The 22,568-nt window shown below is 75.2% G+C and carries 19 protein-coding genes; 9 read left to right on the top strand and 10 right to left on the bottom strand.

Annotated elements, in window-relative coordinates; translation table 11 throughout:
- Positions 1-29 precede the first annotated feature (29 nt).
- The 3 genes from ACLE50_RS13285 to ACLE50_RS13275 all read left to right on the top strand — a co-directional run bounded on the left by ACLE50_RS13285 (position 30) and on the right by ACLE50_RS13275 (position 2,447).
- On the top strand, positions 30-563 hold the full coding sequence (locus tag ACLE50_RS13285) for a YbhB/YbcL family Raf kinase inhibitor-like protein (RefSeq protein ID WP_410943813.1): 534 nt from the start codon (positions 30-32) through the stop codon (positions 561-563).
- 162 nt (positions 564-725) lie between these two features.
- Entirely contained in the window at positions 726-1,187 is a 462-nt protein-coding gene (locus tag ACLE50_RS13280) for a nitroreductase/quinone reductase family protein (RefSeq protein WP_410943812.1), read from the top strand.
- 165 nt (positions 1,188-1,352) lie between these two features.
- Entirely contained in the window at positions 1,353-2,447 is a 1,095-nt protein-coding gene (locus tag ACLE50_RS13275; protein ID WP_410943811.1) for an AbrB family transcriptional regulator, read from the top strand.
- A gap of 123 nt (positions 2,448-2,570) precedes the next feature.
- Here ACLE50_RS13275 and ACLE50_RS13270 read toward each other — a convergent pair whose 3' ends face one another.
- The gene (locus ACLE50_RS13270) at positions 2,571-3,476 is read right to left on the bottom strand and encodes an ABC transporter substrate-binding protein (protein WP_410943810.1); all 906 of its coding nucleotides are present in this window, start codon (positions 3,474-3,476) and stop codon (positions 2,571-2,573) included.
- A 113-nt stretch (positions 3,477-3,589) separates the two neighbouring features.
- Between ACLE50_RS13270 and pgm the strand changes: the two genes are divergently transcribed.
- Positions 3,590-5,236 carry a phosphoglucomutase (alpha-D-glucose-1,6-bisphosphate-dependent) gene (gene pgm, locus ACLE50_RS13265; RefSeq protein ID WP_410943809.1) on the top strand — a complete coding sequence of 549 codons (1,647 nt, stop codon included), beginning with the start codon at positions 3,590-3,592 and terminating at the stop codon, positions 5,234-5,236.
- A 30-nt stretch (positions 5,237-5,266) separates the two neighbouring features.
- Complete coding sequence (ppgK, locus tag ACLE50_RS13260; protein WP_410943808.1) at positions 5,267-6,016, top strand: polyphosphate--glucose phosphotransferase; 750 nt, start codon at positions 5,267-5,269, stop codon at positions 6,014-6,016.
- A 42-nt stretch (positions 6,017-6,058) separates the two neighbouring features.
- On the opposite strand, the gene ACLE50_RS13255 is transcribed toward ppgK, so the two are convergent.
- Positions 6,059-7,546, bottom strand: coding sequence for an ABC transporter permease (locus ACLE50_RS13255; RefSeq protein WP_410943807.1), 1,488 nt, complete (start codon positions 7,544-7,546; stop codon positions 6,059-6,061).
- 113 nt (positions 7,547-7,659) lie between these two features.
- On the opposite strand from ACLE50_RS13255, the gene ACLE50_RS13250 reads away from it, so the two are divergent.
- Positions 7,660-8,301 carry a TetR/AcrR family transcriptional regulator gene (locus tag ACLE50_RS13250; protein WP_410943806.1) on the top strand — a complete coding sequence of 214 codons (642 nt, stop codon included), beginning with the start codon at positions 7,660-7,662 and terminating at the stop codon, positions 8,299-8,301.
- Here the strand turns inward: ACLE50_RS13250 and ACLE50_RS13245 are convergent.
- The 5 genes from ACLE50_RS13245 to ACLE50_RS13225 form a co-directional block, all read right to left on the bottom strand.
- The gene (locus ACLE50_RS13245) at positions 8,285-9,784 is read right to left on the bottom strand and encodes a mannitol dehydrogenase family protein (protein ID WP_410943805.1); all 1,500 of its coding nucleotides are present in this window, start codon (positions 9,782-9,784) and stop codon (positions 8,285-8,287) included. The two genes, ACLE50_RS13250 and ACLE50_RS13245, sit on opposite strands and share 17 nt — an antisense overlap.
- Before the next feature lie 210 nt (positions 9,785-9,994).
- Positions 9,995-10,618 carry a malonic semialdehyde reductase gene (locus ACLE50_RS13240; protein WP_410943804.1) on the bottom strand — a complete coding sequence of 208 codons (624 nt, stop codon included), beginning with the start codon at positions 10,616-10,618 and terminating at the stop codon, positions 9,995-9,997.
- Positions 10,619-10,692: 74 nt separating this feature from the next.
- On the bottom strand, positions 10,693-11,610 hold the full coding sequence (locus ACLE50_RS13235) for an aldose 1-epimerase family protein (RefSeq protein WP_410943803.1): 918 nt from the start codon (positions 11,608-11,610) through the stop codon (positions 10,693-10,695).
- Between the two features lie 103 nt (positions 11,611-11,713).
- A complete protein-coding gene (locus ACLE50_RS13230) occupies positions 11,714-15,280 on the bottom strand; it encodes an AAA family ATPase (RefSeq protein ID WP_410943802.1) in 3,567 nt (1,188 codons plus the stop codon).
- A complete protein-coding gene (locus ACLE50_RS13225; protein ID WP_410943801.1) occupies positions 15,277-16,512 on the bottom strand; it encodes a metallophosphoesterase family protein in 1,236 nt (411 codons plus the stop codon). The genes ACLE50_RS13230 and ACLE50_RS13225 overlap by 4 nt, the downstream gene beginning before the upstream one ends.
- A gap of 257 nt (positions 16,513-16,769) precedes the next feature.
- Here ACLE50_RS13225 and ACLE50_RS13220 point away from each other — a divergent pair, with 257 nt between their 5' ends.
- Both ACLE50_RS13220 and ACLE50_RS13215 read left to right on the top strand, forming a co-directional pair.
- On the top strand, positions 16,770-16,958 hold the full coding sequence (locus tag ACLE50_RS13220) for a hypothetical protein (RefSeq protein ID WP_410943800.1): 189 nt from the start codon (positions 16,770-16,772) through the stop codon (positions 16,956-16,958).
- Entirely contained in the window at positions 16,955-17,182 is a 228-nt protein-coding gene (locus ACLE50_RS13215; RefSeq protein WP_410943799.1) for a hypothetical protein, read from the top strand. The genes ACLE50_RS13220 and ACLE50_RS13215 overlap by 4 nt, the downstream gene beginning before the upstream one ends.
- A 12-nt stretch (positions 17,183-17,194) precedes the next feature.
- On the opposite strand, the gene nhaA is transcribed toward ACLE50_RS13215, so the two are convergent.
- From nhaA to edd, 3 genes are all read right to left on the bottom strand, one after another.
- Positions 17,195-18,487, bottom strand: coding sequence for a Na+/H+ antiporter NhaA (gene nhaA, locus ACLE50_RS13210; RefSeq protein ID WP_410943798.1), 1,293 nt, complete (start codon positions 18,485-18,487; stop codon positions 17,195-17,197).
- Positions 18,488-18,752: 265 nt separating this feature from the next.
- Positions 18,753-19,370 (bottom strand): bifunctional 4-hydroxy-2-oxoglutarate aldolase/2-dehydro-3-deoxy-phosphogluconate aldolase, encoded by a 618-nt coding sequence (eda, locus tag ACLE50_RS13205; protein WP_410943797.1) that lies wholly within the window; start codon positions 19,368-19,370, stop codon positions 18,753-18,755.
- 33 nt (positions 19,371-19,403) lie between these two features.
- Entirely contained in the window at positions 19,404-21,245 is a 1,842-nt protein-coding gene (gene edd, locus ACLE50_RS13200) for a phosphogluconate dehydratase (protein ID WP_410943796.1), read from the bottom strand.
- A 137-nt stretch (positions 21,246-21,382) separates the two neighbouring features.
- Here edd and ACLE50_RS13195 point away from each other — a divergent pair, with 137 nt between their 5' ends.
- Entirely contained in the window at positions 21,383-22,564 is a 1,182-nt protein-coding gene (locus tag ACLE50_RS13195; protein WP_410943795.1) for an ROK family transcriptional regulator, read from the top strand.
- Positions 22,565-22,568 lie beyond the last annotated feature (4 nt).

The following is a 22,568-nucleotide window of genomic DNA, read 5'->3' as shown; positions in this document are numbered from 1 at the left end:
TGCCGCCGATCCGAGGAGCGCTCCGCCCCATGCCCCGCAACCCCTACGACGACGTGCCCACCGTCCCGTCGTTCACCCTGACCAGCACCGATGTGACCGACGGCGCCGCGCTGGCCACCCCGCAGATCTCCGGGATCTTCGGTGCAGGCGGCGAGGACGTCTCCCCGCAGCTGTCCTGGTCCGACGCACCCGAGGGCACCCGCTCCTACGTGATCACCTGCTACGACCCGGACGCCCCGACCGCGTCCGGCTTCTGGCACTGGGCGGTGTTCAACATCCCGGCGACGACGACCGAGGTGCCGACCGGCGCGGGCGACGACACCGGCTCGGGCCTGCCCGCCGGTGCCGTCCAGCTCCCGAACGACGCGAGCCTGCGCCGCTTCCTCGGTGCCGCCCCGCCGCCCGGGCACGGGCCGCACCGCTACTTCTTCGCCGTGCACGCGCTCGACGTCGAGTCCCTGGACATCCCGGAGACCTCGACGCCTGCGTTCCTGGCGTTCAACCTGTTCGGGCACACGCTGGGCCGTGCGGTGCTCGTCGGGACGCACGCGAACCTGAGCTGACGGCGGCTCCGGTGGGGTCGGGCCCGGGCCCAGGCCCGGGCTCGAGCTCGGACTCGGACGTCGATCGGCACCGAACCGGCGTGGCTACGCGATCTCGCACCCGGTACGCCGTACGTAGTACGCTGTACCGAGACAGCGACCACCCGACGCTCCGGAGGAGCCGTGACCGACCCGCGCCGTGCCATCCGCGCCCCGAAGCAGCTCAAGGAGATGAACGCCGGCCTGCTCGAGCAGCGCGACCGCGGCGAGCTGCCGTTCACGCTGCCCGTGCTCACCGTCCCCGGGCGGCGCAGCGGCGCACCGCGGCACACCCCGCTCACCGTGTACGCCCTCGACGGCCGTCGCTACGTGGTCGGCGGGTTCCCGGGCGCGGACTGGATCCGCAACGTCCGCGCGGCCGGCGGGCACGCCACCCTGGACCCCGGCACGGGAGCCGAGCCGGAGGCCGTCGTGCTCACCGAGGTCGGCGACGACGAGGCCCGCACCGTGCTGGCGGCGTGGCCCGAGGTGACCCCGCAGGGTGCGGAGATCATGATCGAGAACGAGGTCGCCCGGGACGCGTCGCCGGAGGCCTTCGCCGAGCTCGCCGGCGTCTGCCCGGTGTTCCGGATCGACCCCGCCTGAACCACCCGGCCGAGGTCGTTCGCCTCGGTCAACGATCGTGGCCGTTCTCACGGGCCCGGGCCGGCGCAACGGGCCCGGGCCCGACCTACGCTCGTCCCGTGATCCCCCGGCGCCGGCTCCGCAGTGACGACTCCCCGGCGCCGGCGACCCAGTGACGGCGGCCCGGTGACGGCCCCGGCGACGGCGGCCGGTTGGCGTCTCTCCTGGTGGCGGTGGGTGCTGCTGGCGGCGGTGACCGCCGGTGCCAGCGTCGTCCTGGACCGGGCCGGGGTGCCGAGCCCGGCCCTGTTCGCGGGCCTGCTGATCGGCACCGTCCTCGCGCTCGCCGGGCTCGCCCCGCGCCGCGTCGCCCGCCCGGTGACGTCCGGGGCGCAGGCCGTCGTCGGCGTCGTCATCGGGGTGCTGGCCCGGCCGGACACGCTCGGTGCGGTCGCCGCGCAGGCCGTCCCGGTGCTGCTGATCAGCCTGGCGACGCTGGTGGTCAGCATGGCGGCCGGGCTGCTGATGGGGCTGCAGCGCGGCGTCACCCCGCTCACCGGGATGCTCGCGCAGACCGCGGGCGGCGCGTCCGGGCTCGTCGCGATCACCCGCGAGCTCGGCGGCGACGAACGCCTGGTCGCGGTGATCCAGTACCTGCGCGTCGGGCTCGTGACGGCGACGATGCCGCTGGTCGCCGCGCTGGTCTTCGGCGCCCACACCGCCCCGGCGACGACGGGGCCCGCCGGCGGCGCCGGCCCGGCCTGGTGGGTGGGCCTCGCCGTCACCGCGGTGTGCGTCGGGATCGGTCTGCCGCTGGCGCGCCTCACCCGGGTCCCGGCCGGTGCCCTGCTCGGCCCGATGGCCGTGGCGGTGGCACTGGGGCTGACCGGGTGGACCGACGGCGCATCCGTCCCCGGCCTGCTGGTCGACGTGGCCTACGCGGTGATCGGCTGGCAGGCGGGGCTGCGGTTCACCCGTCCGGCGCTGGCGACGGTCGCCCGGGTGCTGCCGCTCGCGACCGCGCTCATCCTCGCGGTCGTCGCGCTGTGCGCCGGGCTGGGGCTGCTGCTGTCCGCACTGACCGGGATGACGCCGCTGGAGGGCTACCTCGCCACCACGCCCGGCGGGATCTACGCGGTGCTGGCGACGGCGATCTCCTCCGGCGTCGACGTCACCTCGGTGGTCGCGGTGCAGGTCCTGCGGGTGATCCTGATGCTGGTGGTGTCGCCGTACGTCGCCCGCCTGGTCGGCCGGCGCCTCGGGGCCGACGTACCGGGCTGATCGGGGAGCCCTGGTCCGGCCGCCGACCGGGCCGGCCACCGCCGAATACCTCATCTCCTGAGACATCTCCTGGGACATCTCGTGCCGGTGTCTGCGTATGGCGACCGACAGCAGCGCACGCCCTCACCGCACCCGCGCGACCCGCCCGGGCGGCGGCGCCGGGACCGCGCCCGGGTGCAGCGCCGACGCGATCGCCTCCACCCCGTCGACCAGCCGCGGCCCCGCCCGGACCACGTAGGACGCCGAGTCCACCGCCCACACCGGCACACCCGCCGGGAGCCGGTCGAGCACCGCCTCGGCCTGAGACCGCGCGTCGTCGAGACCGAAACCGCAGGGCGCGACCAGCACCAGGTCGACGGGTTCCGCCCCGGGGCCGCTGAGCGCGTCCCAGTCCACCGCGACGCTGCGCCCGCCGGGCACCGCGGCCACCGGCACTCCCCCGGCGGCGGTGACCAGGTCCGGCACCCAGTGCCCCGGCACGAACGGCGGGTCGGTCCACTCCAGCATCAGCACCCGCGGGGACGGCGCGTCCGGCACCGCCGCGGCGACCGCGTCCAGCCGCGCCCGCAGCTCCCCCACCAGCACCGACGCCCGATCCGGCACCCCGGCGGCGTCCCCCACCGCGGTGATCGCGTCGAGCACGTCACCGAGCCGGTGCGGGTCCAGCGACAGCACCCGCGCCCGCGTCCCGATCTCCGCCTGGGCCTGCGCGACGGTCGCCCCGGGCAGGGCGCACACCGCGCACAGGTCCTGGGTGAGGATCAGCTCCGGGTCGGCGGCGGCGAGCGTCGCCCGGTCCAGGTCGTAGAGCGGAAGCCCGGCCGCCGCGCGCTCGCGCACCACGGCGTCGATCTCGGCCGGGGCCGGTTCACCGCCCGAGCCCCGCAGCGCGGTGTCGACCACGACCGGCACCCGGGACCGGATCCCGGCGGGCTCGTCGCACTCGAAGGTGACGCCCACGAGATCACCGGCGAGCCCCAGCCGTCCGGCGATCTCGGTCCCGGCCGGGAGCAACGACGCGATCCGCACCCGTCCAGCGTAGGCACCCGCGTCCGACACGCCCTGCCGTCGCACCCCCGGATACGGCAGGCTGACCCCAGCACCCGCACAGCAGCACCCGTACGACCAGGAGGACCACCCCGATGACCGTGCACGACCGCGCCGGCACCCCGGCCCGCGACGAGGACCTGGTCGACGTGCCCGCCCTGCTCGCGGCCTACGCCGACACCCACCCCGACCCGAAGATCGACGTCCAGCGGGTCGCGTTCGGCACGTCGGGGCACCGCGGCTCCGCCCTGGACGGCACGTTCAACGACGACCACATCGCCGCCACCAGCCAGGCGATCGTCGAGTACCGCGCCGCGCAGGGCACCGACGGCCCGCTGTTCCTGGGCCGCGACTCGCACGCGCTCTCCGAGCCGGCCTGGCGCACCGCCGCCGAGGTCTTCACCGCCAACGGCGTCACCCTGATGATCGACGCCCGGGACGGCCTCACCCCGACCCCCGCCGTGTCGCACGCCATCCTCGCCGCCAACGCCGGGCGCGCGGGCGGACCGGGCAACGGCCTCGCCGACGGGGTCGTCGTCACCCCCTCGCACAACCCGCCCCGCGACGGCGGCTTCAAGTACAACCCGCCGGACGGCGGCCCGGCAGGCACCGAGGCCACCACCTGGATCGCGAACCGCGCCAACGAACTGCTCGAGGCCGGGCTGTCCGGTGTGCAGCGCACCGCCCGGATCGACGCGCAGCGCTACGACTACCTCGACGCCTACGTCGCCGACCTGGCGAATGTGCTCGACATGGACGCCATCCGCGACGCCGGCGTCGTCATCGGCGCGGACCCGCTCGGCGGCGCGTCGGTCGACTACTGGGGCGCGATCGCCGAGCGCTACGGGCTCGACCTGACCGTGGTGAACCCGGCCGTCGACCCCGCGTTCGGGTTCATGACCCTGGACTGGGACGGCAAGATCCGGATGGACTGCTCGTCGCCGTACGCGATGGCCTCGCTGGTGTCGCGGATGGAGCAGGACGCGCCGTTCCGCATCGCCACCGGCAACGACGCCGACGCCGACCGGCACGGCATCGTCACCGCCGACGGTGGCCTGATGAACCCGAACCACTACCTCTCGGTCGCGATCGGCTACCTCTACCGCAACCGCCCGGACTGGCCGGCCGCTGCGGCGGTCGGCAAGACCGCCGTCAGCTCGTCGATGATCGACCGGGTGGCCGCCGACCTGGGCCGCACGCTGCTGGAGGTGCCCGTCGGGTTCAAGTGGTTCGTGCCCGGCCTGCGCTCCGGGGAGATCGCGTTCGGCGGTGAGGAGAGCGCCGGGGCGTCGTTCCTGCGCCGCGACGGCTCGCCCTGGTCCACCGACAAGGACGGCCTGCTGCTCGCCCTGCTCGCCGCGGAGATCACCGCCGTGACCGGGAAGACCCCGTCGGAGCACTACGGCGAGCTCACCGCCCGCTTCGGCACCCCCGCCTACGCCCGCACCGACGTCGCCTGCACCCGCGAGCAGAAGAGCGCGCTCGGCAAGCTCGACGCCGGCGACGTCACCGCCACCGAGCTGGCCGGCGACCCGATCACCGCGAAGCTGACCCGTGCGCCGGGCAACGACGCCCCGATCGGCGGGCTCAAGGTCGTCACCGACACCGGCTGGTTCGCCGCGCGCCCGTCGGGCACCGAGGACGTCTACAAGGTCTACGCCGAGAGCTTCCGCGGGCCCGAGCACCTCGCCCGCATCCAGGCCGAGGCACGCGACGTCGTCGCCGGCGCCCTGGGCTCCTGAGGTGTACGGACAGCCTGAGAGGATGCGCCGGTGAGCACGCAGAAGCAGCGCGGTTTCGGGATCGACATCGGTGGCTCCGGGATCAAGGGCGCCCCCGTCGACCTGGAGAAGGGCAGGTTCGCCGAGGAGCGGACCCGGATCGCGACCCCGCAGCCGGCCACACCCGAGGCCGTCGCCGAGGTCGTGAAGGAGATCCTCGACCACTACGGGTGGGACGGGCCGTTCGGCTGCACGTTCCCCGCGGTCGTCCAGCACGGCGTCACCCGCACCGCGGCGAACGTCGACGACTCCTGGATCGACTGCGACGCGGCGAAGCTGCTGCGCAAGGTGACCGGGCGGGAGGCGGTGCTGGTCAACGACGCCGACGCCGCCGGGGTCGCCGAGGTCGAGTACGGCGCGGCCGGCCCCGACGCCGGCGTGGTGCTGGTGACGACGCTGGGCACCGGGATCGGCTCGGCCCTGGTCGTCCGCGGCACGCTGGTGCCGAACACCGAGTTCGGCCACATCGAGGTCGACGGCCACGACGGCGAGTCCCGCGCGGCCGACTCCGCCCGCGACCGCGAGGAGCTGTCCTGGGAGGAGTGGGGCGAGCGGCTGACCCGCTACTACCGGACGCTGGAGAACCTGGTGTGGCCGGACCTGATCGTCGTCGGCGGCGGGGTCAGCAAGAAGTTCGACCGCTGGTCCGAGCACGTGCACATCCGGACGCCGATCACCCCGGCGAAGCTGCTCAACGAGGCCGGGATCGTCGGCGCGGCGCTGCTCGCCCACCGGGCGTAGCAGCCCGCGCCGCTCGCCGGCCCACGCCGGCCGGCCGGCTCCCTAGAACTGCGTGGACCCCGCCGACACCGTCGCACCGGAGCGGCGGGGGGCGCCGTCCCACACCGCGACGGGCTCGCCGCGCTGCTCGCCACCGCCGAGCACGACGCTGCGGTGCGAGACCGGGCCGTGCAGCCGCAGGCGCTGCGAGACCGGGTCGTGGCCCGCTGCGGCGACCAGCACGGTGATCCACTCGCCGTCGCGGCCGCGGACGGCGAACCGGCCGTCCTCCGAGCCGGAGGCCACGTCGACCTGGGCGCCCGCGCCGTCGACGACGGTCACACGGGCCCGCGGCACCGGGTCGCCCGCGGTGTCGACGACCCGCCCGATCAGCGTCGGCACCGGCTGGGTCAGCAGCCGGGACTCGCGCAGCGCGTCCTGGTAGGCGCCCTGGTAGGCACCACCGACCGCGGCCTCGTCGGCCATCGCCTCGGCGATCCGGTGCTCGTCCGGCACCGGCCCGCCGTCGACCTCGGCCTCGGTCCCGCCCTGCTCGGTCTCGGCGCGGGCCGCGGCCCGGCGCTCCTTCCACACCCCGAGCGCGACGAGCACGACGCCGAACGCCCACCAGGCCAGCAGGCCCAGGACCGGGACGGTGACCGCGGTGCCGTCGAAGTAGAGGATCCCGCGGGCGGCGTCGATGGCCTGGCCCAGCGGCATGACGTGGTGCAGCACCTGGAAGAACCCGGGGACCATCTCCTTCGGGATCGCGCCGCCGGAGGACGGGATCGACAGCAGCAGGAACAGGCCCATCGCGACGCCGGGCAGCGCCCGGCGCACGAACGGCGCCAGACCGAACGAGGTCCACGCCACGGCCTGGGAGAGCAGGAAGCCGACCAGCAGCAGACCCGGGTGGGCCGGGATCGCGTCGATCGACATGCTGAACAGCCAGCAGACCACCGCGGCCGAGGCGCCGAAGCCGACCAGTGCCAACAGCTTGGTCCGCCGGGACAGCGTGACCGCCTGGACCATCATCATGACCGCGATGTAGCCGGAGATGTTCCAGGCCATCGCGATGTAGAACAGCGCGGTGCCGAAGCCGTCACCGGGCGCGGTCGGCGCCAGGTCGACGACGGTCAGCGGGGCGCCCGTGGCACTCGACAGCGGCGAGAAGACCGCCTGCAGGACCTGGGAGAGCTGCATGCCGTCGGCCTTGGCGACGAACAGCGTGTGCGACGACGGGTCGTAGCCTGCCGAGACGGTCCGGTCGAAGACCTGGCCGCGGATGTCGTCGGCCGAGGCGAGCGGGTGGACGTCGAACCCGCCGGGCACCGCCTGCCCGAGCTGCTGGGAGACCGCGGCGGCCCCGTCCTGCCCGACGACGCCGACGGCGATGCCGTGCGGCGCGGGCGCGTGGAAGGGCAGCAGGTAGAACAGCATGAACCCCAGCACGAGGAAGGCCGGGAACCACAGCGCGAGCGCCAGGTCCTTCGCCGTGCGCACCCGCGAGGACCTGTCCCGTTCCTCCTCGACCGTCTCCTGACTCGCCACGACTCTCCTCCACGTCCCGGCACGCCGGTGCCGCCACTTCGTTTGCAGTGCTATCTACTGTAACGCTAAACTGCAGTCACTGCAAAAATGCAGGGGACGCATGATCCGGGAGGGTGTCCGTGCTCGGCGAGGAGAGCGAGTGCCACGGGTTGCGGGAGCGCAAGAAGGCCCGCACCCGCCGGGAGCTGCGTGCCGCGGCGCTGGAGCGGGCGCGCGTCCAGGGCCCGGACGGGTTCACCGTCGAGGAGATCTGCGCCGACGTCGACGTCTCCCCGCGGACGTTCTTCAACCACTTCCCCACCAAGGACGCGGTCCTGTTCGGCTGGAGCGACTCCGGCCTGGCGGAGCTGGCCGAGACGGTCAGGGCCCGGGCGGGCGACTCCGCGCTGGCCGTCGCGACCTCGGTACTCGGCGACGTCGCCGCGGCGCTGACGACCAGCCCGATCTGGCACGGGCAGCTGCAGCTGATCCGCACCCACCCCGAGCTGAACGCCAGGATGGCCGAGGCCGGCCGGACCGTGGAGACCACCGTGGCGCAGGCGCTGGCCGAACGCGGCGGGCGCGACGGCCCCGGTGTGGACGACCGGATCGCGGCGGCGACGGCGATGGGGCTGCTGCACGTCACGGTGCTGACGTGGCTGGACGACCCGTCCGGGCCGGACGCGCGGGTGCTCTACGACGACGTCGTCGCCCGGGCCCGGGACGCGTTCGCGTCCCCGGCCGTGGTGCCGGGCGGGCTCAGCCCTTCCCGGTGAGCCCCTGCACGGTGGCCTCGGCGCCGGCGTCGTAGAGCGACTCCAGCGCGCGGCGGAACGCGGCGGCGAACCGCTCGTCGGTCGCCAGGTCGCCGAAGACGGGACGGTAGGAGAGGAACGCCAGCGGGGTCGTGCGCTCGTCGCGGGCCAGCGGGGTCAGCTCGCCGGCGAGCCGGTCCTGCTGCTCGATCTCCGCGCCCTGCTCGTCGGTGCCCTCGGCGTAGCGGCACCAGCCGGCGACGACGGCGGCCGCCCGGTCCACCGGGCCGTCGAGGCGCAGCTGCTCGCGCACCACCGGCAGCAGGAACACCGAGATCCGGTCCGACGAGCCGAAGTTGATCCGCTTCAGGGTGTCGGCGACGGCCGGGTTGGCGAAGCGCTCGAGCAGGGTGTCCTTGTAGGCGTCGAGGTCGACGCCGGGGACCGCCTGCAGCGTCGGCGTCGCCTCGAGGTCCATGTAGTCGCGCAGGAACCGGGCGAACACCGGGTCCTGGGCGACCTCGTGCACGTAGCGGTGCCCGGCCAGGTAGCCGAGGTAGCCGAGCGCCTGGTGGGTGGCGTTGAGCAGGCGGAGCTTCATCAGCTCGTAGGGCACGACGTCCGGGACGAGCTGCACGCCGACCTTCTCCAGCGCCGGGCGCCCGGCGGCGAAGTCGTCCTCGAGCACCCACTGGGTGAACGGCTCGCAGACCACCGGCCAGCCGTCCTGCAGGCCGAACCGCTCGGCGAGCGCCTCCCGGTCGGCGTCGGCGGTGGCCGGGGTGATCCGGTCCACCATGGAGTTCGGGAAGGTGACGTTGTCCGCGACCCACGCGCCCAGGTCGGCGTCGCGCAGCTGGGCGACGCCGGTGAACACCCGGCGCGCGGTGTCCCCGTTGCCCTGCATGTTGTCGCAGCTCATGATCGTCAGCGGGCCGGTGCCGCGCTCGCGGCGCCGGTTCAGCGCCTCGACGACCAGGCCGAAGGCACCGCTCGGCGGGTCGCCGGCGGCCAGCGCCGCCAGGTCCTCACGCACGCCCGGGAAGTCCGGAGCGAACTCGCCGGTGGTCTGGTCCACGGCGTAGCCGCCCTCGGTGATCGTCAGCGAGACGATCCGGGTGTCCGGGTGCGCGATCTTCTCGATGACGGCCTCGGGGTCGCCGGGCGCGTAGAGGTACTCGACGAGCGAGCCGATCACCTGCGGGACCAGCGAGCCGTCGGCGTTCTTCTGCACCAGCGTGTAGAGCCCGTCCTGGGCGTCGAGGACGTCGCGCATCCGGGAGTCGCCGTCGAGGACGCCGACGCCGCAGATGCCCCAGTTCACCGCGTCCGGGTCACCGGAGGCGAGCAGCGCGTCGACGTACATCGCCAGGTGCGCGCGGTGGAACCCGCCGACGCCGAGGTGCACGATCCCGGTCCGTACGGCGCCGTCGGTCCGGGCGTACCCGGGGACCTCCACGCCCTCGATCCCGTCGGTCCAGATGGTCCCGTCCAGCGCGCACATGCGGCCGACCCTACTCCCGGGACCGGGGCCGCACCCGGCACCGGACACGCCCGTCCGCGGCAAATCCCGACCCCGCGTACGGGGTGTGCCACAGCGCGGACGGCCCGCGAGGCGAAGGCCCGTCGGGCGAGGGCCCGTCGGGCGAGACCCATCAGGGGAGGGTCCGCCAGGCGAGGGCCGCCAGGCGACAGTCCGCCAGGCGAGGGTCCGTCAGGCGAAGGTGAGGACCTCGTCGGTCTCCAGGCGCGGGAGCCGGTCGAACCAGGCGTCCTCTGCGGGGTGGCCGAGGTTCACCACGAGCAGCGTCCGGTAGCGCCCGCCGGGGGTGAACTCGGCGGTGACGGCCTCGGCGTCGAACCCGGCCATCGGGCCGGTGGCCAGGCCGTGCGCGCGGGCGGCGAGCAGGAAGTAGCCGATCTGCAGGGTGGCGTTGAACGTCGCCATCTGCTCGCGGCCCTCGCGGCCCTGCCCGTCGAGGCTCTCCCTGAAACCGGGCCTGATCGGGAACGTGCGGTCGGCGTGGGTGTGGAAGTCCAGGTCGACGGCGAGCAGCGCGACCGCCGGTGCGGACTCCACCTTCGGCCGGTTGCCCTCGGCCATCAGCGGGAGCAGCCGCTCCTTGCCCTGCTCGGAGCGGACGTAGGTGACCCGCAGCGGCTGGGTGTTCGCCGCGGTCGGCGGCCACTGCGCCAGCTCCCAGATCGCGCGCAGGGTCTCGTCGGGGACCGGCTCGGCGGTGAAGGCGTTCGCGGTGCGGGCCTCGGTGAACAGCGCGGCGCGGCCGTTCTCGTCGAGGTGGGGCAGCCGCACGGGGGACTCGGTGTCTACGCTCACAAGACGATCCAACGTTCAACCAGATGATGATGTTCCGGAGTGCCGGGTGAGCGGCGTCACCGGTGCCGGGTCGCTCAGCCGGTGGCCTGCACACCCCAGCGCAGCACCTGCGGCTCCCCCGGCTGCAGCTCGATCAGGCAGGCGCCGGTATTGAGCGCGTCCGGCGGGCAGGTCATCGGCTCGACGGCGATCGCGCGCGAGGCCTCGACCGTCCCGTCCGGGCCCTGGCGCGGGAACCCGTCCGGGGTGAAGACCTGCACCCAGGCGAACACGGGCTCGGCCCACACCTCGGTGCCGCCGCCGTCGGGGGCGGTGACCCGGTGCCGCACCAGGTCGTCACCCTCGGCCGGGATGCAGGCGCCGAACGCGTCGTCGAGGTCGACGTCGGACACCGGTGTGCCGGAGAACGGGCTCTCCAGCGAGACCGGCCGCCCGTCGGGCAGGCCGTCGGTCAGCGGCAGCACCATCTGCGCGGCGAGGGTCAGCTCCAGCTCGTCGGTGGGCACGTCGCCGACCCGCAGGTACGGGTGGAACCCGAGCCCGCACGGGACGGGTGCGTCGCCGAGGTTCTCCAGCTCGGTCTCCACGGTCAGCCCGGACGACGCGACGACGTAGGTGATCGTGACCCGCACCGGCTGCGGCCAGCCGGGCTGCACCGCCGCGGTCGCGGTGAGGGTGACGCGGTCGCCTGCGCGGTCGACGAGCGTCCAGGGCACGTGGCGGAGCAGGCCGTGGATGGCGTTGCCGCGGGCCGGCTCGGTCAGCGCGAGCTGCTGGTCGGTGCCGTGCAAGGTCCAGTGCCCGCCGCGGACCCGGTTCGGCCACGGCGCCAGCACCGCACCGGAGCCCATCGGCGGGCGGGACGTCGGCGGATGCGGCTCGACGCGCACCCGGCCTCCCTGGGAGAAGCCCGCCAGCCCGCCACCGACCTCGTCGACCTCGGCCCAGGCGTCGCCGGAGACGATCACGAAGCGCTCACCGCACGCGTCCATCCGCGCAGTCTGCCGCCTGGGTACCCGGCCCGCCACGGTGGGGCGGCGGCCCCGGGCGAGCGGCCCGGGCGAGCACCACCGGGTGAGCAGCCGGGCGAGCGGCTCAGCCCGCGAGCGGGGTGGCGCGCGCGGCCTGCGCGTCGACGACGGCCTCGACCCGGGCGGGCGCGCCCAGCTCGGCGACGGTGAAGTCGACGCCCGCGTCGCGGGCGAGGCGCACCAGGTGCTCGTGGTGGGTGAACAGCAGCACCTGCGGGCCGCCGGCCAGCTCGGCCAGCACCCGGATCGCGGCGGGGGCGCGCTCGTCGTCGAAGGTCATCAGGACGTCGTCGAGCACCACCGGCACCGGTGGCAGCCCGGCCGCGGCCCGGTCGGCCTGCAGCTGCTCGATCCCGGCCAGGCGCAGCGCGAGGAACACCTGGTCGGCGGTGCCCTCGGACAGCTCGGTCGGGCCGAGCTCCTCGCCGTCGCCGCGGACCGCGACCAGCGTGCGCGCGCCACCGCCCTGCTCCGACGGCGGGCGCAGCGCGACGAACCGGCCACCGGTGAGCCGTTCCAGCAGCACCCCGGCCCGGACCAGCAGCGGCGACGCGTGGCTGCGCTCGTAGGCCTCCAGCTCGCGGCGCAGGATCTCGCGCTGCAGGTGCAGCACCAGGTAGCGCTCGGTGGCGTCGGCGACGCCGGCCAGCTCCTCCTGCGCGCGGGCGTGCAGCTCGGCGGCGCCGTCGGTGCCCTCCAGCTCACGGCGGCGGGCGCGCAGCTCGCCGAGCTGCTCGCGGACCTCGTCCTGCTCGGTGCCGAGCTCGCGTTCGTGGGCCTCGGCGCGGTCGCGGGCCTCGGCCAGCGCACCCGGCTCGGTCGCGGGTGCAGTGGCGATCACGTCGTCGGCGGGGAGGTCGGGTGCGGCGGCGGCGAGCAGCCGGGCCTGTTCGGCGGCGCGGGCGTCGAGCTCGGCGACGACGGCGCCCCGCTCGGCCGCGGCCTCCAGCCCGCCCGGCTCCATGGCCTCGGTCAGCGCCAGCTCGACGGCGAGCCGGTCCAGCACCGTCGTCGCCGACGCGGTCTCCCGCGCGGCCCGGGCGGCGGCGTCCTCGGCACGGACGATCTCGTCGTCGAGGTGGCCCGCGGACACCGCGGCCTTGGTGACCTCGCCGACCCGGTCGGCCAGCTCCCCGAGCCGGTCGACGGGGGCGGCGCCGGTCGGGGCGCGGTCGAGGTGCCGTTCCACGAGGGTGGTGACGGCCTTGCGGTGGGCGGTGACGGCGCGTTCGAGGCGGCGGGCCTCGTCGTCGTGCCGGCGGGCGAGCGAGCCGTCCTGCTGGGCATCGGTGACGGTGTCGCGGCGGATGTCCCAGCCTGCGGGCTCCAGGTCGGTGGGCAGCCCGGCGCCGCGCAGCGCGAACCGCCAGCGCTGGGCGGCCAGCGCCCGCTCGTGCCGAGCGGCGTCGGCGGCCCCGCCGGCGCGCTCGGCCTCGCTGCGCAGCCGGGCCAGCAGGAACCGGCGTTCGCGGACCCGTTCGGCGTCGTCGACGAGGCCCTGCGCGGCCTCCAGCAGCACGTCGAGCGGGGCGTCCTCCCGCGGGCGCCCGGCGGCCGCGAGCGCCGCGGCCAGGGCACGCTGCTGCTCGTCGGCCTGGTCGCCGAGCCGGACCAGGCGCTCGTCGGCACGGGAGACCTCGTCCTGGGCGCGGGCGGCGTCGGCCAGCGCGGAGGCGACGGCGTCGGCCTCGTCCGGGTCCGGGACGGCGACGCCGTGCGCCCGCCACAGCGTCGCCCAGGCGGCCTCGGCGGTGCCGGTGTGTGCGCGCAGCTCGGCCACGCCCGCCTCGGCCTCCTCGGCGGCGGTGACCGCGTCGGCCAGCTCGGTCTCGCGGTGTGCGAGCTCGGCGACCCGGTCCGCGGAGGCGATCATGTCGTCGGCGACCCGGTCCGCGGCGGCGACGGCGGTGGCGAGCCGGTGGGTGGCGTGCTCGTCGGGGCGCTCGGACTCCAGCAGCGCGGTGACCGCGGCGTCCCGCTCGGTGCGGGCGGCAGCGAGTGCCTCGGGGCCGACGGCGGGCCCGTCCGCGGCGACGGCGTCGCGGTCGGCCACGGCCCGGTGCCGGCGCTCCTGTGCCTGTGCCGCAGCACGTTCGGCGGCGCGCAGGTCCTGCTCGGCGGTGCGCAGCGCGGTGCGGGCGGCCCGCACCTCACGCACCGGCGGGGCGAGCACCTGGCCCACGGGCTCGTGCCCACCCCGGTACCCGGCCGCGAGCAGGGCCTCGGTGCGGCGCGCGGCCGCGGCATCCCGGTCGGCGACCGCGGCCCGGCACAGCGCGGCGGCCGATCCCTCGGCCTCGATGGTGCGCCGGACCTCGGCGACCCGGCCGACCCGTTCGGGGTCGAGCCCGCCGCCGATCTCGGCGTTGGTGCGGACCTCGGCGAGCGCGGCGGCGTGCGCGGCCTCGGCGCGGTCGGCCTCGACGGTGGCGTCGTGCAGCCGGCGGGCGGCGTCGTCGAGGTCACGGGCGCGGTCGGCGGGCAGGTGCACGGCGGCGAGCCGCTCCCCGGTGCTGCGTCCGTCGTCGGCGACCAGGCCGGCCAGCGCGGCCTCGGCCTTGCGGTGCAGGTCGGCGGCCTCGGCGCGCAGCCGGGCGGCGCGTTCGGCGTCGGCGGCACGGGCCTGCGCGGCGGACTCCAGCTCCCGGACGCGGCTCGCGTCGGCCAGCAGCGTCTCGTCGAGATCGAGCTCGGCACGCTCGGCACGCAGCTCGTCGGCGCGGGCGCGGTGGGTCTCGCGGCGGCTCTCGGCCTCGTCCCGGGTGGCGACGGCGGCGGTGTACTCCCCCAGCGCCTCCTCGGTGAGCGCGGCCCCGGCAGCGGTCAGGTCGGTGCGTTCGGCGCGCAGCCGGGCCAGCTCACGCGCGGGCTCGAACGCGCGGACGGCCTGGCGGGCCCGGTCGGCGTCGATCCCGGCGGTCTCCCGGCTGCGGGCGAGCTCGGCGGCCCGGCGCTCCAGGCGGGTGATCTCCTCGGCCAGGGCGGTGACGTCCCCGGCACGGGCGGTCCGCTCGGTCGCGGCTTCCTCGGCGCCTGCGTAGCGGGCGTAGGCGGCGCGGACCTCGACGGACTTGGCGCCGCGGTGGTCCTTCCACAGCGCGTCGGCCTCGGCGTCGAGCGCGGCGACCAGGGCGCGGGCGTCGCGGCCGCTGCGCGCGGTGAACACCAGCTCGGCGAGGTCGCCGCCGCCGGAGCAGAGCCTGCGGCCGCCCTCGCGCAGCTCCTCGTGGCCGAGCCCGAAGCCCTCCCGCCACCGTTTGCGGGCCTCGGCCCCGGACGCGCCCCACGGCCCGTCGCACGGGGTGGGGTCGCCCTCGCCGGGCACGGCGTGCAGGCCGCGGGTGGTGCGCCGCAGCTGCTCCTCGCCGTCGCCGGTGGTGACCGTCGCGGAGACCGCGAGCCGGGCCGGGCTGACGGCGTAGGCGTGCCGCACCGGCCGCGGCATGCCCCAGAGCAGGTCGGACAGCGCGTCGAGCAGGGTGGTCTTGCCTGCCTCGTTGGGCCCGGCGACGATCGTCAGCCCGTCACCGAGGGTCAGGGTGCGGTCCTCGTAGGCGCCGTAGCGTTCGAGCACCAGCGACCGCAGCCGCCCGGTCCGGGTCCCGGTCGTGGTCTCCACGGCAGTGCTCACCGGCGCTCCGTCCCGGCCATCCGGGCCAGGAGCTGCTGCTCCGCGGTGCGGGCGAGCGCGGCGAGGCGCTCGTCGTCGCGCAGGTCCAGCAGCCCGGCCTCGCGCAGCCGCCGCCCGACCTCGCGGTCCAGCGGACCGGCGAGCTCCCGGACCCGCTCGGGGTCCTCGGCCAGCCCGGTCGCCGACGCCGACACCGCGGCCACCAGCTCCGGGTCCACCGCCAGGGCCTCGGCCGGCGGGCGGGCGCGCAGCCGCACCTTCTCCAGCACCGCCCCGGACTGCTCGGCGATCAGCTCCAGCTCGGTGCGGACCTTCGCGACGTCGGTCAGCTCGGCCGCGGCCGGGCCGGCCCCGGTCAGCGTCACCTGCGCGACGACGGCGCGCGGCGCGGCCGCGGCACACCGCTCCCGCAGCTCCCCGGCGACGGCCTCGAAGACCTCGTCGGCACCGGAGTACCCGGCGATGTCGATCTCGACGAGCTCCCAGCGGGCCACGTCGAGCACCAGCGGGTCGACCTGCGCACGCCCGCCCGGCTCGACGTCGACGAGCAGCGCGCCCTTCGCGCCGCGTTCCTGCGGGTGGCGGCCCTGCAGGTTCCCGGAGAACCAGGCGGGGTGCGCGCCGCCACAGACCTCGCGCTGCTCGTGCACGTGGCCGAGGGCGAAGTACTCGTAGCCGCAGCCGGACAGGTCCTCCGGGCGGCACGGGGCGTAGGTGTCGTGCCGGTCGTCGCCCTGCACCGAGGTGTGCAGCATGCCCACGTTGACCAGGCCGGGGATGCGGTCCGGGTAGGCAGGCACCAGGTTCTCGACGACCGCCCGGCGCGCGAAGCCCTGCCCGTGCACGGCCAGGCCGGCGTCGTCGAGCACCTTGGTCTCGGGGGCGTCGACCGAGAGCCGGTGGGTGTTGGGCGGCAGCCGCAGCGAGCGGGTGATCTCGGACTCCGCGTCGTGGTTGCCGTTGATCAAAAAGACCGGGATGCCCTCGTCGTGCAGGCGGGCGAGCTGGCGGACGAAGAAGGCGCCGGTGGCGTAGTCCTTCCAGTCCCCGTCGTAGACGTCGCCGGCCAGGACCAGCGCGTCGGCCCGGTGGTCGACGACCGCGTCGACCAGGTTCTCGCAGGCCCGCCGGGTCGCGGAGCGCAGCGTGCCGGCCAGCTCGGTGTCACCGAGGCGGGACAGGCCGCGCAGCGGGCTGTCCAGGTGCAGGTCGGCGGCGTGCACCAGGCGCATCGCGGTCTCCTCTCCGGTGGTCCGGTCGGCGGGCCCGGCTCCGGGTGAACCGAGGAGGGGGAGTCTAGGAGAGGGCACCGACAGGAATCCCCGGCGACACGTCCCGTCGTTGCGGCGCAACGGAAACCCCTGGTCGTGGGCGTGTCGCGGGTGGGAGGTGCCACAGCGGCGCCCGTCACGTTCGCGTGTGTGCGGCGGCCACGGCGGGCAAGGTATGGGAACCCTTACCTGACGTCTCCCCTCTCGAACGGTGACCGATGATCCTCATCTGCGAACGCTGCTACGGCGCGGTCGACCCGGAGACCGAGCCGTACGTCCGGCTGGCCCACATCGAGCACGCCGCCGCCGACGGCACCGTCTCCTGGCGCGACGCCGTCGCGCACACCGGCGGCTGCGTCCCGGCCGGCACCGTGGTCCCGGCCTCGGAGCGGGGGCACCTCGCATGACCCACGACCTGCTCTGCGAGCGCTGCTTCAACCCGATCGACCGCACCCGCGAGCCGTTCCGCGCGCACTCGCGCGGCGGAGTGACCGCCGGCGGCGGCCCGGTCACGACCTACGTGCACGCACTGCCCTGCGAGCTGCCCGACACCGGCGACTGGGACACCGCACGCCGCGGCCTGTCCCCCGCCGCGATCCGGCACGCCGCAGCCCAGTCCGACCACCGCTGAGACGAGCGCCGCTCACCTCTCCTGCTGGTACACGTCCGGCACGCCGTCCCCGTCGTCGTCGCGGTTCTCGGCCTCGCTGATCCGCCGGTGGTGCGCGTTGCGCAGCCGAAGCACCACCGTGGCCAGCACCGCGGCCACCAGCGACCCGGTCAGCACGCCCACCTTCACGTGGTCGTCCTGCGGCGTCCCGGTGCCGAACGCCAGCTCCCCCACCAGCAGTGACACCGTGAACCCGATCCCGGCGAGCTGGGCGAGCCCGAGCAGGTCCCACCAGCCGAGGTCGTCGGCGAGGCGGGCGCGGGTGAAGCGCTGCACCAACCAGGTCGAGCCGAGGACGCCGACGGTCTTGCCCACCACCAGGCCGGCGATGATCCCGGCGGTCACCGGGTCGGCGAGCGTGGCGCCGAACCCACCGCCGTCGACGACCGACACCCCGGCGGCGAAGAACGCGAACACCGGCACGGCGAACCCCGCGGAGATCGGGCGCCAGAAGTGCTCAAACCGCTCGTTCGGTGAGTTCCCGTCGGTCGTGGAGTCCCCGCGCCGGGCGAGGACCGGCACGGCGAACCCGAGCAGCACCCCGGCCACCGTCGCGTGCACGCCGGACTCGTGGACCAGCACCCAGGTGACCAGGGCCAGCGGGACCAGCAGCCACCAGGCCCGGACCCCGCGCTGCACCGCCAGCGTGAACAGGGCCAGCGGGACCAGCGCCAGCAGCAGCGGCACGAACGACAGCTCGTCGGTGTAGAAAACCGCGATGACGGTGATCGCGAGGAGGTCGTCGACCACGGCCAGGGTGAGCAGGAACATCCGCAGCGCCGACGGCAGGCTCGACCCGATCACCGCGAGCACGGCGACGGCGAACGCGATGTCGGTGGCGGTCGGGATCGCCCACCCGACCAGGCCGACCGGGTTGCCCGCGTTGACCGCGAGATAGATCAGCGCCGGGGCGATCATGCCGCCCACCGCAGCGGCGACCGGCAGCAGTGCCTTCGCCGGTTCCCGCAGGTCACCGGCGAGGAACTCACGTTTGAGCTCCAGGCCGACGACGAAGAAGAAGACCGCCAGCAGGCCGTCGGCGGCCCAGGTGGCCAGGGACAGGTCCAGGTGCAGCGCGGCGGGCCCGACCCGGTACTGCGCGAGTGCGGTGTAGGCCCCGCGCCAGGGCGAGTTCGCGAACAGCAGCGCGAGCGCCGCGGCGCCGACGAGCAGGGCGCCGCCGACGGTCTCGGCGCGCAGGACGTCGCCGATGCGGCGGGCCTCGGGCCACGAGCCGCGGGAGAAGAGCCGGTGGGGAGAGTTCACGATGCTCCGGAGGGCGGTGGTTCTGGGCAGGGGTCGTCGACCGCCGACCAGACTTCCCGGCACACCGGTGACGATCCTACCCGGGCGTCAGGATCGCGTCAGGACATGCGACCGCGGAACCGGTCCGGGGCCACGATGGCTCCATGACCGATTCCGCGGGGCTCTTCCTCGTTCTCGCCTACGTCGTGCTGGCCGTGCTCGCCGCACTCTCGGTGTGGCGCGACCGGCCCGGACGCCGGGCCGCCCCGACCGGGACCGGGGCCGTTCAGCCCAGGGCGGCCGCCTCGGCGGCCAGCGACCGGATCTTCTCCCAGTCACCGGCGGCGACGGCGTCGGCCGGGGTCAGCCAGGACCCGCCGACGCACGCCACGTTCGGCAGCGCCAGGTAGTCCGGGGCCGTGGCCGGGGTGACGCCCCCGGTCGGGCAGAACCGCAGGTCCGGCAGCGGACCGGCGACGGCCTTGAGGAACGGGCGCCCGCCCGCGGCCTCGGCCGGGAAGAACTTCATCGCGGTGTGCCCGCGCTCGGCGACGCGCAGCATCTCCGAGATCGTCGAGGTGCCGGGCAGGATGTCGAGCCCGGAGTCCTCCATCGCGTCCAGCAGCGCCGGAGTGGTGCCCGGGCTGACCAGGAACCGCGCGCCCGCGTCGACCGAGAGCCGGACGTCGTCGGGAGTACGGACGGTGCCGGTGCCGACGACGGCGTCGGGGACCTCGGCGGCGATCCGGCGGACGGCCTCGGCCGCGGCCGGGGTCCGCAGGGTCACCTCGATGACGGGCAGACCGCCGTCGACCAGTGCGCGTGCCAGCGGGACCGCCGTCTCGGCGTCCTCCAGCACGACGACCGGGACGACCGGGGCCAGGTCCAGCAGCTTCTCGCTCATGTGTCCTTCCGGGAGGTGGATTGGAGGGATCGCTCAGTGCGGCAGGGCGACCGAGGCGCCCTCGTCGGCGGGCCCGACGGCGTTGCGGAACGCAGCGAACAGCTCGCGCCCGGTGCCGTAGGTGGGCCCGGACGGTCCGGCCGGCACGGCGGGCTCGCGGGCGGCGAACTCGTCGGCGTCGACCAGCAGGCTCAGCGAGCCGTCGAGGGTGTCGACCCGGACGACGTCGCCGTCGCGGACCCGGGCCAGCGGCCCGCCCCGGGCGGCCTCGGGAGTGACGTGCAGCGCCGCGGGGACCTTGCCGGACGCGCCGGACATGCGGCCGTCGGTGACGACGGCGACCTTGTGCCCGCGGTCCTGCAGCACTCCCAGCGACGGGGTGAGCTTGTGCAGCTCGGGCATCCCGTTGGCGCGCGGCCCCTGGTAGCGGACGACGGCGACGAGGTCGCGGTCGTCCAGGTCGCCCGCCTTGTACGCGGCCAGCAGCTCGTCCTGGTCGTCGAACACGACGGCCGGAGCCTCGACGTAGCGGTGCTCGGGCTCGATCGCGGAGGTCTTGGCGACCGCGCGGCCGAGGTTGCCCTCGAGCAGGCGCAGGCCGCCGTCGGGCGCGAACGGGTCGGCGACGCCGCGCAGCACCGACTTGTCCAGGCTCTCGGTGGGCCCCTCGCGCCACACCAGCTCGGTGGAGTCGGGCCCGTCCAGGAACGGCTCGCGGGTGTAGCGGGACAGGCCCGGGCCGTCGACGGTGTGGACGTCGTCGTGCAGCAGACCGGCGCCGAGCAGCTCGCGCACGAGCAGCTGCATGCCACCGGCGGCCTGGAAGTGGTTCACGTCGGCGCTGCCGTTGGGGTAGATCCGGGTGAGCAGCGGCACGACCGCGGACAGGTCGGCGAAGTCGTCCCAGGTGACCTGCACGCCCGCGGCGGCGGCCATCGCGACCAGGTGCATGGTGTGGTTGGTCGACCCGCCGGTGGCGAGCAGCGCGACGATGCCGTTCAGCACGGCCTTCTCGTCGATGATCTCGCCGATGGCGCGGGTCGGCTCCCCCGCGGCGGCGACGGAGCGGCGGGCCGCCTCGGCGGTCAGCGCGTCGCGCAGCGGGGTGCCCGGGTTGACGAACGACGCGCCGGGCAGGTGCAGCCCCATGACCTCCATCAGCAGCTGGTTGGAGTTCGCGGTGCCGAAGAACGTGCAGGTCCCGGGGCCGTGGTAGCTCTGCGACTCGGCTTCGAGGAGCTCCTCGCGGTCGGCCTCGCCCGCGGCGAAGCGCTGCCGGACGGCGGCCTTGGCCTTGTTCGGCAGGCCCGAGGTCATCGGGCCCGCCGGGGCGAGGATCACCGGGAGGTGCCCGAAGGACAGCGCCCCGATCACCAGGCCGGGGACGATCTTGTCGCAGACGCCGAGCAGCACGGCGGCGTCGAACATGTCGTGGCTGAGCGCGACGGCGGTGGACATGGCGATGACGTCGCGGGAGAACAGCGACAGCTCCATGCCCGCGCGGCCCTGGGTGATGCCGTCGCACATGGCGGGCACGCCGCCGGCGACCTGGGCGACACCGCCGGCCTCACGGGCGGCCTGCTTGAGCAGCGCCGGGTAGGTCTCGAACGGCTGGTGCGCCGAGAGCATGTCGTTGTAGGCGGTGACGATCGCGACGTTGCGGGCCGGGGTCGCGGTGAGCGTGAGCTTGTCGGGGCCACAGGCGGCGACGCCGTGGGCGAGGTTGGCGCAGCCGAGGTCGCCCCGGCTGGGACCGGCCGCGGGACCCTCGGCGGCGGCGGTGCGGATGCGCTCCAGGTAGGCGGCGCGGGTGGTGGACGAGCGGGCGACGACCCGCTCGGTGACCTCGGTCAGAACCGGGTGGGTAACGGTCACGGTGCGTCGATCTCCAGGTGGTGGGCGGTGACGAACCCTGCGATACGCACTCTAGCGAGGGACTTAGGTATTCACAATTCGTTAGTCCTTGGTCATCAGCGTTTTACCAGCTCAAAGCACTGTGGTTCACTGGATGAATGCGAGGACGCACTCCGACCAGCGCACCGGCCACCGCCGGGGAGATCTTCCGGCTGGTCCGTGACGGCGTCGCCGGTACCCGGACCGAGATCGGCCGGGAGACCGGCCTGTCCCGCACCGCCGTCGCGGCCCGGGTCGACCGGCTCCTCGCCGACAACCTGGTCACCGAGGTGCTCGGCGCCGCCGCGACCGGCGGCCGACCCGCGGCGCGCCTGGAGTTCAACTCCTCCGGCGGCACCGTGCTCGCGATCTCGGTGGGCGTGAGCCGCAGCAAGGTCGCGGTCTGCGATCTCACCGGCGCCGTGCTCGCCGAGGACGTCCTGGACCAGCCCGCCTCCGTCGGCCCGTACCGGCTGCTCGGCGACGCGGTCACCGCCTGCGAGAAGCTCCTGCTCAGCGGCGATCTCGACGACACCGGCATCCGCGGCATCGGGCTCTCGGTACCCGGCTCGGTGGACAGCGCGAACGGCTGGTCGGTCGGGGTCCCGTCACTGCCGGGCTGGGAGCGCGTGGAGCTGCCGCCGCTGCTCACCGAGCGCTTCGCGGTGCCGGTGCGGGTGGACAACGACGTGAACGTGATGGCACTGGCCGAGCACGCCGCACACCCCGATGTCGACGACCTGCTCATGGTCAAGATCGGGTCCGGGGTGGGCGCCGGCCTGGTGTCCGGCGGCGACCTGCAGCGCGGCGCATGGGGCGCGGCCGGGGAGATCGGGCACACCCCCGTGCACGACGGCCCCGGCGTCGGTTGCGGCTGCGGCAACGTCGACTGCCTGGAGGTGCTCGCCTCGGGGGCGGCGCTGGTCCGCGACCTCGCCGCGCAGGGCCGGGACGCGCACACGATCGCCGACGTCGTCGCGCTGGTGAAGCAGGGCGACCCGGACGCCGTCCGGCTGGTCCGCATCGCCGGGCGCCGGCTCGGGGAGGTGCTCGCCGCCGCGGTCAACCTGGTGAACCCGGCACTGGTGGCGATCGGCGGGGACCTGGTCGGCGCGTTCGACCCGCTCGTCGCCGGGGTGCGCGAGGCGATCTACCGCCGCTCGATGGCCGCGGTCACCCAGAACCTGCGCATCGAGCCGGGCCTGCTCAGCGGCCGCAGCGGCGTGATGGGCTGCGCCATCCTGGTGCTCGACGAGGTGCTCTCCCCCACCTCGATCGACGGCGTCCTGTCCCGGGTGTGAGCGG

This window comes from Pseudonocardia phyllosphaerae (genome assembly GCF_046546475.1).
Taxonomy (GTDB): Bacteria; Actinomycetota; Actinomycetes; order Mycobacteriales; family Pseudonocardiaceae; genus Pseudonocardia; species Pseudonocardia phyllosphaerae.
This window is presented reverse-complemented; position numbering and strand designations above follow the sequence as displayed.

Bases quoted from the DNA above. Each gene is read 5' to 3' on its own strand.
- ACLE50_RS13285 (WP_410943813.1), top strand. From the start codon at position 30: ATGCCCCGCAACCCCTACGACGACGTGCCCACCGTCCCGTCGTTCACC.
- ACLE50_RS13245 (WP_410943805.1), bottom strand. From the start codon at position 9,784: ATGTGCGCGCTGGACGGGACCATCTGGACCGACGGGATCGAGGGCGTG.
- pgm (WP_410943809.1), top strand. From the start codon at position 3,590: ATGACCGTGCACGACCGCGCCGGCACCCCGGCCCGCGACGAGGACCTG.
- eda (WP_410943797.1), bottom strand. From the start codon at position 19,370: ATGAGCGAGAAGCTGCTGGACCTGGCCCCGGTCGTCCCGGTCGTCGTG.
- ACLE50_RS13215 (WP_410943799.1), top strand. From the start codon at position 16,955: ATGACCCACGACCTGCTCTGCGAGCGCTGCTTCAACCCGATCGACCGC.
- ACLE50_RS13195 (WP_410943795.1), top strand. From the start codon at position 21,383: ATGCGAGGACGCACTCCGACCAGCGCACCGGCCACCGCCGGGGAGATC.
- ACLE50_RS13225 (WP_410943801.1), bottom strand. From the start codon at position 16,512: ATGCGCCTGGTGCACGCCGCCGACCTGCACCTGGACAGCCCGCTGCGC.
- ACLE50_RS13220 (WP_410943800.1), top strand. From the start codon at position 16,770: ATGATCCTCATCTGCGAACGCTGCTACGGCGCGGTCGACCCGGAGACC.
- ACLE50_RS13235 (WP_410943803.1), bottom strand. From the start codon at position 11,610: ATGGACGCGTGCGGTGAGCGCTTCGTGATCGTCTCCGGCGACGCCTGG.